Origin of the sequence: uncultured Chitinophaga sp., assembly GCF_937874145.1 — a bacterium.
Lineage (GTDB): Bacteria > Bacteroidota > Bacteroidia > Chitinophagales > Chitinophagaceae > Chitinophaga.
The window spans coordinates 1-10,064 of record NZ_CALNBI010000222.1; the positions used below are offsets into that span (position 1 = coordinate 1).

General features: G+C 54.8%; 9 protein-coding genes and 1 pseudogene. 1 reads left to right on the top strand and 9 read right to left on the bottom strand.

Features of this window, described 5'->3' with window-relative positions:
* Positions 1-121 precede the first annotated feature (121 nt).
* On the top strand, positions 122-1,171 hold the full coding sequence (locus tag Q0510_RS10675; protein WP_298711002.1) for a formylglycine-generating enzyme family protein: 1,050 nt from the start codon (positions 122-124) through the stop codon (positions 1,169-1,171).
* 69 nt (positions 1,172-1,240) lie between these two features.
* Here Q0510_RS10675 and Q0510_RS10680 read toward each other — a convergent pair whose 3' ends face one another.
* The 9 genes and pseudogenes from Q0510_RS10680 to hisH form a co-directional block, all read right to left on the bottom strand.
* Entirely contained in the window at positions 1,241-3,220 is a 1,980-nt protein-coding gene (locus tag Q0510_RS10680) for a T9SS type A sorting domain-containing protein (RefSeq protein WP_298711005.1), read from the bottom strand.
* A 24-nt stretch (positions 3,221-3,244) separates the two neighbouring features.
* Entirely contained in the window at positions 3,245-3,601 is a 357-nt protein-coding gene (locus Q0510_RS10685) for a BlaI/MecI/CopY family transcriptional regulator (protein WP_298711008.1), read from the bottom strand.
* Positions 3,602-3,733: 132 nt separating this feature from the next.
* Positions 3,734-4,873, bottom strand: coding sequence for a carboxypeptidase-like regulatory domain-containing protein (locus tag Q0510_RS10690; RefSeq protein ID WP_298711011.1), 1,140 nt, complete (start codon positions 4,871-4,873; stop codon positions 3,734-3,736).
* Positions 4,874-5,015: 142 nt separating this feature from the next.
* Complete coding sequence (locus tag Q0510_RS10695) at positions 5,016-6,161, bottom strand: TlpA disulfide reductase family protein (protein WP_298711018.1); 1,146 nt, start codon at positions 6,159-6,161, stop codon at positions 5,016-5,018.
* 73 nt (positions 6,162-6,234) lie between these two features.
* Positions 6,235-7,323, bottom strand: a complete 1,089-nt coding sequence (locus tag Q0510_RS10700) for a TlpA disulfide reductase family protein (protein ID WP_298711023.1) — start codon at positions 7,321-7,323, stop codon at positions 6,235-6,237.
* Positions 7,320-7,919 carry a bifunctional phosphoribosyl-AMP cyclohydrolase/phosphoribosyl-ATP diphosphatase HisIE gene (gene hisIE / locus Q0510_RS10705; protein WP_298711026.1) on the bottom strand — a complete coding sequence of 200 codons (600 nt, stop codon included), beginning with the start codon at positions 7,917-7,919 and terminating at the stop codon, positions 7,320-7,322. Before hisIE ends, Q0510_RS10700 begins: the two co-directional genes overlap by 4 nt.
* 38 nt (positions 7,920-7,957) lie before the next feature.
* Positions 7,958-8,713, bottom strand: a complete 756-nt coding sequence (gene hisF / locus Q0510_RS10710; RefSeq protein WP_298711029.1) for an imidazole glycerol phosphate synthase subunit HisF — start codon at positions 8,711-8,713, stop codon at positions 7,958-7,960.
* A 2-nt stretch (positions 8,714-8,715) separates the two neighbouring features.
* Positions 8,716-9,861, bottom strand: coding sequence for a 1-(5-phosphoribosyl)-5-[(5-phosphoribosylamino)methylideneamino]imidazole-4-carboxamide isomerase (gene hisA / locus Q0510_RS10715; protein WP_298711032.1), 1,146 nt, complete (start codon positions 9,859-9,861; stop codon positions 8,716-8,718).
* Positions 9,858-10,064 (bottom strand): annotated as a pseudogene (gene hisH, locus Q0510_RS10720) (imidazole glycerol phosphate synthase subunit HisH); the annotation flags it as partial. The gene hisA and the pseudogene hisH, both read right to left, overlap by 4 nt.

Consider the following 10,064-nt stretch of genomic DNA (forward strand, 5'->3'; position numbering starts at 1 on the left):
TGGCCCGAAATCAGCGCGGTGGATAGACATATCGTACAATTTACGGCAAAACGGCCATTGGAAAGGTTTGTGAAGGAATTTAACAATTTCACAATGCAGAATGCCTAATTTTGCAGTCATTATGATCCGGAATCAGACATCAGCCATTATCATCGGCTGCGCCCTGCTGGCCTCCTGCCAGGCGCCCGCCGCCAAACAACCAAAACGGCCTAACGTCCCCCCCGCCATTGAAGCGCTCAATCCCATGGTACTCATCCCCGGCGGAACGTTCAGCATGGGCGCCGAAGACGAGACCGGCATGCCGGACGAATACCCGGTGCATACCGTCAAACTAGATTCTTTTTACCTCGACTCCCACGAAGTCACCAATGCCGAGTTCGCCGCGTTCGTGGCTGCCACCGGGTATGTGACCACGGCCGAGCGCCCGATTTCGAAAGAGGAGCTGATGGCTTCGCTACCTCCCGGCGCCGAGGAGCCCGACAGCTCGATGCTGATCCCCGGCTCGCTCGTGTTTGTGCCCACCACCGGGCCGGTCGACCTCCGCGACGTCCGCCAGTGGTGGAGCTTTGAACTGTACGCCGACTGGAAGCACCCCAAAGGCCCGGAAAGCGATATCAAAGGCCTCGACAACCACCCGGTAGTGCATGTTTCCTGGGAAGATGCGCAGGCATACGCCAAATGGGCCGGCAAGCGCCTCCCTACTGAAGCGGAATGGGAATACGCCGCGCGCGGCGGCAGGAAAGGGGAACCTTATCCCTGGGGGACGGAAGAACCCCAGACCGGCAAACCGAAAGCCAACATCTGGAACGGCCGGTTCCCGTACGAAAACACGGAAACCGACGGATTCTACGCCACCGCTCCCGTCAAGTCTTTCCCGGCCAACGGCTATCAGTTGTTCGATATGTCGGGCAACGTCTGGGAATGGACGGCCGACTGGTACGACGCGCGCTCGTACTCTGCCGAACCTGCAGAAGCGCACAATCCCTCCGGCTCCAATACGCCCAACGACCCCGACGATCCTTCCAATCCCAAACGCGTGATCCGCGGGGGATCATTTATGTGCAGCGACGTGTATTGCCGCGGCTACCGTGTGACTGCCCGGATGAAAACGACCCCTTCTTCCGGCCTTTCGAACCTCGGCTTCCGTTGTGCGCGAAGCGTAAAGAAATAAAAAGCAGCCCGCAGGCTGCTTTCCAGATATCAAAGCAGGCTTCCGTGTAACGCGGAGGCCTGTCTTTTTTTATTGTTTCACGATACGGGATGTCATGGTGGAACGATCGTGCGTTAAGTTGATGATGTAGGTGCCCGCGGGTTGGTTCGCCAGGTTGATCTGCTCTTTCTGGCTACCGCTCAGCCCGTTGATGGATTTATACCAGATCACCTTGCCGTTCATATCGGTAACGCGGATGGCGCCTTTACCGGGCCTGCTGAGGCTGTAGGCGAAGTTCACCTGTCCGTCTGTCGGGTTGGGATAGTGTTCCGTCTGAACGCTCTGGCCGATCGTCTGGCCGGTTTTCGAATAGCCCCTCATAACCAGCACGCTGTCACGCCGGGTCATTTCCGCTACTTTTTCCTCAAACATCCTGGTATACTCCTCGGGAGTGTACGGCGACCGGGCCTGGTTTTTCCTCACGGCCGACTGATGTTGATTTAAATGTTCATCCAGCGCGGATTCCATGTCACCAGCCTTTTCATACATTCTTCTTAGCTTATCAGTCGTATCGGTAACTACTGTAATCGTGCGGTATTCAGCCGGCGAGCCACGAAACCCGGTAACGGTTACCACTTTCAGGGAGTCTGGTTTGTGGATAAGTCTACCTTCCACCGTTCTGGCGCCTCGCTGCCAGGTGGGCTTGCCGGTTTTGGTGGTGATGATGATCACACCGTGCTCAGCGGCTTTTCCGTAAATGGCGGTAGCTCCCTGGTCTTTCAGCACGGTAACTGATTCGATATCACTGGCATTCATTTTGGCAAGGACATTGGCTGATCGGGGCATCACATTGCCGTCCACTACGATTAACGGCGGATTCTCCGTAGGCCTTCCGATGATGATATTGGGTGTAGTGCTGGCAGATGTGTTGCTTTTTTGCCTATCTGATACCACCACACCGGCGTAAGTCCCGGTCGTTGTAGCAGGCTCCCGCTGTGCGATCATCACGTCATAAGCCGGAATAACTGAACCGCTTGATCTTCTGAATGTATCTGCCTGCCCGAACTTCCCATTAACGATTTTGAACGTATCTTTCCGGGCAGCTGCTTTTTCCACAACCGCCGTTTTTTCAGCGGGAACGGTATCCCGCTTTTCCGGCTTTTCGGGCACCAGTACAGTTCTCACCTCCTGGATGGCATCGGTAACGACGGCGCCGGCTTTGGTATAGTTGAGCGTGAGGAGCAGCCCGCAGACGATGCTGCACAAAACGCCGTAACGATACAGCTGGATGCCGGAGGTACGGGACTTATTCATCATAAAAATGCGATTTTTGATGTGGGATAAATTGAAGCTGTTGGTGATGCCGGCCGCGTATTGTGCCGCGTTCACCTGGATGAGGCTGTATTGGTATTCTTTCCGGTTGATGCCGCTGCGGAGGATGGACCTGTCGGCCAGGAACTCCAGGTTCTCGCGGATGGCGCTCTTCATGAGCCATGCACCTGGGTTGAACCAGTAAAATACATTGTTGACCTCACCCATCATGATATCGGCGGTATGCCATTCCTTTACATGCACCTGCTCGTGGCGCACGATGGAATATAGTTCGGAAGCCGAATGCAGCTCAGGATTGATATAGATTTTACGGAAGAAGGAAAACGGCGTCAGCGACCCCTTCATCCTGCGTACCTCCTGGCCGTACAGGCGGTCCGGCACCGTGCGAAGGTGCAGCACCAGCAACGAAACCAGCTGCACGAGCAAACGGATAGCCATCACGGCCACGCCGGCCCAGAACGTCCATTCCACGAGCGTCCACACGGTGAAAGATTGCACCTGTTGCAGGGTGGTCCAATCCGGAACGTAGGTGACCACCTGCTGGGCGAGCTTTTCATTCCGCGAAAAAAAATCGTTCACATCCACCAGCGGGAACATGGACGAAAAAGCGATCCCTCCCAGCAGGAAGAAACGGTTCAACGTGTAAAACGTCATCCTGCGGAGCCCCAGCCGGTAGGCGAGGTAAAACAGGCAAAGCGCAATATTGGCCTTCAGCAGATAAATAAATAGTGCTGACATAAGAGCGATTTATAGTTGCTGCAATTATTTTTCTTCGATCATGCGGATGATTTCCTTTAAGTCATCCGGGCTGATTTTTTTATCCTTCGCGAAAAACGTTACGAGGTCTTTGTAAGAATTCTCGAAATAATCTTTCACGAAACTGTTCATAAACTTCTTGGCATATTCGTCTTCCGCGATGGTCGGCGAATACTCATACACATTTCCGATCTTCTTCGCGTCCACAAAACCCTTCTTCTCCAGGTTCTTGATGGTAGAGGCGAGTGTAGTATACGGCGGAATCGGTTCCGCATGCGATTCCAGGAAATCCTTGACGAATCCCTTCCCCGCCTTCCAGATAGCCTGCATTGCGGCTTCTTCTTGTTTGGTCAACTTTTCCATACATTTTCCATTTGATGCGACGACTTGTACTACGAATGCGACGTCGCAGTGATCTGTTCACTTGTCGTATTTGTGTTGATGCTCTGTTTATCCTTCGCTATACCCGTTGGCTATAATGCGCTCCCAGCTGCCTCACAGCCGGTAATCCAGCGGCAACATAACGGCCAGCTTTTCCCAGCCCCAGTAATTCTCAAATATCACGTTCATTGGCGCTTCCAGGTTGCCATTACGGTCGACCCGCACTTCCGGCTCCAGCAGCCGCATGATCGACGTCTGCGGGCCCGCCCTTTCGTTCGATCGCAGGTACTTCTGGATGTACAATTGCTCCTCTTTCTCCTTGCTGTACACTACGTACAACAAATCCGGGAACCGCAGCACATATCCATCCGCCCGCTTATGCAACACACTGTCCGCCGGCCACTCCTGCCGCGACAGGAAACTCACGTTCCGCGAAAACATCGGGCTTTTGATGATCTGCATCACCGAATCCGGCGGCGCATCTATAACTACACCTTTATCCTTCTGCACCCGCTTGAGCCTGCGCATCGTATAACCATCCTCCCGCTGCGTTCCCGCAATCAGGCTGCGGAAAAACTGGAGCGACGAGCCTCTGTACGCATCTCTCCGGTTCTGCTCCCACCGCTTGCGCTGCACCTTATTGCGCGGCTGCATCGGCAAAAACAATGGGTTCCCATAATACATCGAGTAACCGGAACGCGGATTGTACTCGAAATGCTGCAACAGAAACCGGATGTTATATCCCAACGCTTCATTCCTGATCTCCAGGAAATCACCCGCCTTCGCCCGTAATATCTCCCGCGCAATATCCGGCTCAAACTCCACAATATCCGGGTTCATCAGCTTACATTCCTTCGCAAACGCACCCTCACCAATAAATATTTTCTTAAACATCGCCAGGTAAAACTCCCGGTCCTTATCCGGCCGCACCACCTGCTCCTTCAACATCCCGGGCTTCTCCTTCAATACAAATTGCAATGTTTGCCCCTCTTCCAACTGCACCGGATGCACCTGCGATTCATAACCCAAATACGAAACAATCACCTCATACCAACCCGGCGGTATATTCCGGATGACATACCCGCCCGATTCATCCGATCGCGCACCCATCGTCGTCTGGTTCAAAAAAACACTCGCAAAAGGAAGCGGCTTGCCATTACCGTCTTTCACCGTCCCCTGCAGGACAATTCCCGTTTGCGCACAAACATAGCCAGCCAAACAAATTAGTATAGCGAATAAGAGAATTCTCTTCATAATTACGACACTATCGTAAATCTACGAAAGATTCGTAGAAGAACAAAATTAATTTGTTGAAATTAGCCCGCACGGCATAAAAAATAAAAAAACGGCCAGGTATCACTCCCGGCCGTCCTTCAAAAAACATATCGAAATCTTATTAAGGAAGCAATTCCTCCAATTTCCTGCCCAGCTCCTCCGCGCGGAGGTTCTTCGCAATAATCTTACCCTCCGGGTCGATCAGCAGGTTCTGCGGAATCGCACGGATCCCATACAGCTTTCCCACCTCGTTCTTCCAACCCTTCAAATCCGAAACATGCGTCCAGGTAAGCTTATCCTGACGGATCGCCTGCTTCCAGCGGTCCTGCTTTTCATCGAACGAAACACCCAGGATGGTGAACCCTTTATCCTTATACAACTCGAAAGCCTTCACCACATTAGGGTTCTCCGCACGGCAGGGGCCGCACCAGCTCGCCCAGAAATCCACCAGCACGTACTTCCCGCGGAAAGATGCCAGCGTCACCGGCGCACCGGTCGTATCGTTCTGCGAAAATTCCAGCGCAGGGTTCCCTACCGCCAGCTTTTTCGCCAACTCAACCCGGTATTCAAATTCCTTTGCAGAAGGATACCGGCGCACGGCTTTGGACAACGACCGGAACAACGGTTCCGCCGTTTCCGGGTCCAGCTCATACCCCGCTACCTGGTTCAGCACAAACATCCCGATGGGCGAAGAAGGATTGTCTTTCAGGTATTTCTGCATGATAGCCGTCCGCGATGCGTCGATCTGCTCCAGGCGTGTTTCCGCCTTGCGCACCTTCGCGTCGTTTTTGGCTTCCCGCGCTTTGCGGTATTCGTTGTAAGCGTTTTCCTGGTCTTTTTCCACCGCGCGCAACAGCACGTTCAGGTCGTTGAACGCCTCCTGTTCCGATGTACCGTCGGCAGACGCCTTTTGATCCGGCGCCGGAACATGCACTTTGGTGGTGCCTTTCCCTATGAAAAGCATCGCTACTTCTTTCCTGCCGCCGGGATTTTCTTTCGAGACCGGAAGCACGGAAAACAGTTGTGCCTGCTGCGGCTCGGGAATCCGGCCCCTGAAGGTGAATTTGCCATCATCGGCCACGGCGCTGTCGATCACAAACTGACCGGAAATGCGCATCCTGAGGTAGAATTTGGTCGGAGAAGGCTGCTCTCCCACTGTGCCTGAAACGGTGAACGGGTAGGTCTTTATCTTTTCGTCGGGCTTATCCTGTGCAAACAACATTGCAGCCGGGCTGAAAAGCATGGCTGCAAGTATCCATTTCTTCATGATATTGACTGTTTAGATCTACCGCAAATTTCTCCAATCCGGGCCCCAAAAGCAAGCCCTAATTGATAAGCGGTCACTTCAGGATCTCCGCGAGCTTCAGTTCCAGGGCTTCCCCGCGCAGATTGGCGGCGATAATATTGCCCTGGGGGTCGAGGAGGAAGTTCTGCGGAATGCCCTTCACGCCGTACATCGCCGCCACTTCGTTGCCCCAGCCCTTCAGGTCGGATACCTGCGGCCAGGTCAGTTTATCCTGTTTGATGGCCTGCAGCCAGCGGGATTTATCCTCGTCGAGGCTGACGCCGAAAATAGTGAAGTTCTTGTCTTTGAACCGGTTATACGCCGCAACCACGTTGGGGTTCTCCATCCGGCAGGGCCCGCACCAGCTGGCCCAGAAATCGATCAGCACGTATTTGCCGCGGAACGACGACAGGCTGATCATCTTCCCGTTCGGATCCGCCTGCGAAAAATCGGGCGCGGGCACCGGCTTGCTGTTGCCGGTTGTTTCCTGCGCGATGGTCATGGCCACCGTTTTGCCGAACGGCGTGCTCCGCACGCTCTGGTCCAGCCCGTTGAACAGGTTGGCGAACTCATGTTTGGTAAGCCGCTTCTGCATATCGCCGTAAAGGAGGAACAGGCTCGCCATGGCTTTGGGGTGCGCTTTAATGAAGTTTTTCCCTTCCGCCTGGAGCTTCGTATCGAATGCGGCAGCCTTCAGGCGGAAAGCTTCCTGTTTGGCCGTTTCGTCCTGCCCGATCTGCTGGGCTTCGGCGTTCAAAGCCTGTACTTCCTGCTGCAGCGGCTGCATCACCTTATGATAATCCTGCATCCAGCGGGTTTGCTGGCCGGATTTGAGGCTTTTGGCCACGGGGAAATCCTTCGCTTCCAGGTCGATCACTACTTCCGGCTGGTCGCTCACCAGCAGCGATGGCAATCCCACGCCTTCCAGGAACAGCGCGTACATCGCTTCCGGAGCAGGCTTTCCCGGCGGTACAAACGCGAATTTTCCCGCTGCGCCCAGCACCGTGGAATCGGTATATTTACCGTCTTCACTCAGGAAATACAACTTCCGGCCCTCAGCCCCCGAAAGGGTGCCGTTCACTTTCAATTGCGCCTGGGTGGCCGTTGCGGCCGTCATCGCCAGCAGGAAAAAAACTCGTTTCATTTTTTATGTCTTTCTTTCAGTATCGAAGTTACGTCTTCGAGGGTGAATCCCTTTGCCTGCAACAGGATCAGGTAATGGAACAGCAGATCGGCCGCTTCGCCCAGGAACAGGTCCCGGTTGTCGTCTTTCGCCTCAATGACCAGTTCCACCGCTTCTTCCCCCACCTTCTGCGCCACCTTGTTGATGCCTTTGGCAAACAGGGAAGCCGTGTAGGATTTCTCCGTCGGATTGTCTTTCCGCTGGCGGATCACACCTTCCAGCCGGTTGAGGAATCCGCCGTCGTCTTCATTCACCTCGTTCCAGCAGGTGTCCGCGCCGGTATGGCAAACGGGACCAACGGGATTGGCTTTCAGCAGGATTGTGTCCTGGTCGCAGTCTACCGCCATGCTCACCAGTTGCAGGAAGTTCCCGCTCTCCTCGCCTTTGGTCCACAACCGGTTTTTAGACCGGCTGAAGAACGTCACTTTCTTGTCGGCCAGCGTTTTATCCAGCGCTTCCCGGTTCATATACCCGAGCATCAGCACCTTCCGGGTGATAGCGTCCTGCACGATTGCCGGCACCAGCCCGTCGGGCGATTTTGAAAAATTCACCTCCATGGGTAAATCATATTTAAAGATAACTAAATATTATAATATTAAAACCGGATCTGGATGCCCCGCTGATACAGGTAGTTCTTCAGATCGGGGATTTCCATTTCTTTGTAGTGGAAGATGCTGGCCGCCAGCGCCGCGTCGGCCCCTGCTTTCTCAAACACGTCGGCGAAATGCTCCATCGTTCCCGCACCGCCGGAAGCAATGACGGGCACGTTGAAGTTGCGCGACAAACGGCCGGTGATATCCAGCGCAAATCCCTGCTTGGTGCCGTCGTTGTTCATGGAGGTCAGCAGGATCTCCCCCGCCCCGCGCTCCACCGCTTCGCGCGCCCAGTCTTCGGTGCGGGTATCGGTCTTCACACGGCCGCCATTGAGGTACACGAACCAGTCGCCGTCCTCGAAGCGCGTATCGATCGCCAGTACCACGCATTGTGACCCGAACTCCTTCGCCAGGTCGTTGAGCAGCTGCGGATTGCGGTATGCCGCGGTGTTGACAGACACTTTATCCGCCCCCGCGCCAAGCAGTACGCTCACATCGTCGACCGCCGCGATGCCGCCGCCTACCGTAAACGGGATATTGATATGCCGTGCGATGTCGGTCACCAGTGCGTGCAAAGTCTTGCGGCGCTCGTTGGTAGCGGTGATGTCCAGGAACACCAGTTCATCGGCGCCCTGCGCGGCGTACAGCGCGCCCAGTTCCACGGGGTCGCCGGCGTCGCGGATGTTTTCGAAGTTAACGCCCTTCACGGTGCGCCCGTCCTTGATGTCCAGGCAGGGTATGATTCTTTTCGTGAGCATAGCTACAGCAGTTTCTTCAGTTCAGACATTTGAATTCGGCCTTCATAAATGGCTTTCCCGATGATGACACCGGCAAGCCCCGCATCGCGGAGCGCTTCCACGTCGGCCATTTCGCTTACACCGCCGCTGGCCGTCAGGCGGATGCCCGGCAGTTCGGCGATGATCTTTTTATACAGCTCGGTGCTGGGCCCTTGCAACAGCCCGTCTTTCGCAATATCCGTGCAGAAAATTTCCTTCACGCCTTTCTCCATGTTGCCGCGGAGGAAGTCGAATACGCTGACGCCGGTGGTTTCCAGCCATCCGCCTACCGCGATCATTTCTTCCTTCACGTCCGCGCCGAGAAAAATTTTTTCGGCCCCGTATTTCTCCACCCAGCTAAAAAACAATTCCGGCTGCTTCACGGCTACGCTCCCGATTGTCGCCAGCTTCGCTCCGGCTTCAAACACCACGCGAATATCTTCGTCCCGCTTGATGCCGCCGCCAAAATCCACGACCATGCCCGTTTTCCCGGCCACGGCTTCCAGCACTTTCCAATTCACAACCTGGCCTTTTTTCGCGCCGTCAAGGTCTACCAGGTGGAGGCGTTTCACGCCGGCGTCTTCGAATTCCTTCGCGACTTCCAGCGGGTTCTCGTTGTAAATCTTCTTCTGTTCGTAATCGCCCTGCGTCAGCCGCACGCACTTCCCGTCGATGATATCGATGGCGGGAATGATGGTGAAAGTGTTGACGGACGGAGGGTTGAGGTTTATTTCCATTGTATAGAATGCGATATTGTCTTTGTAAAACATCCCGCTGGTGATACGGTATCCCAGCGCTTCATAAAATCCCGTTGCCGAGGCGCGGGCATTGCACCAGAGCCGGGTCACGCCTTTTTCGCGGCAGACCTTCTCCAAATGCGCCATCATGATCTTCCCGAACCCTTTCCCCTGCTGGTCCGTAGCCGTCGCCAGCTTACGGAACTGCGCGCTGGCGCCGTCGACAAACAGGGACACGACGGCCACCTGCCGGTTACCGTCGTACAAACCGAAATGCAACGCGCCCGCATCATGCGGAAGCGTCACCTGGTCGAGCGACCACTCAGGATACATCACGTCGCGCCGCAGCTGCAGCGTGTCTTGCGTAGTGATATGCCGGATCGTCACGCTCACAGTTTCAGGAAGCTTTCGATGAGGCACTGCCCTGCGTCCGCCGACTTCTCCGGGTGAAACTGCACGGCATAGAAATTATCTTTCTGCAGCGCCGCGCTGTAATTGATCACGTAATTCGCAATGGCGGTGGTTTCCGGGCCCAGCTCCACGAAGTAGCTGTGCACGAAATACATGTACGCGTTCTGCGGAACATGCTCGAACAC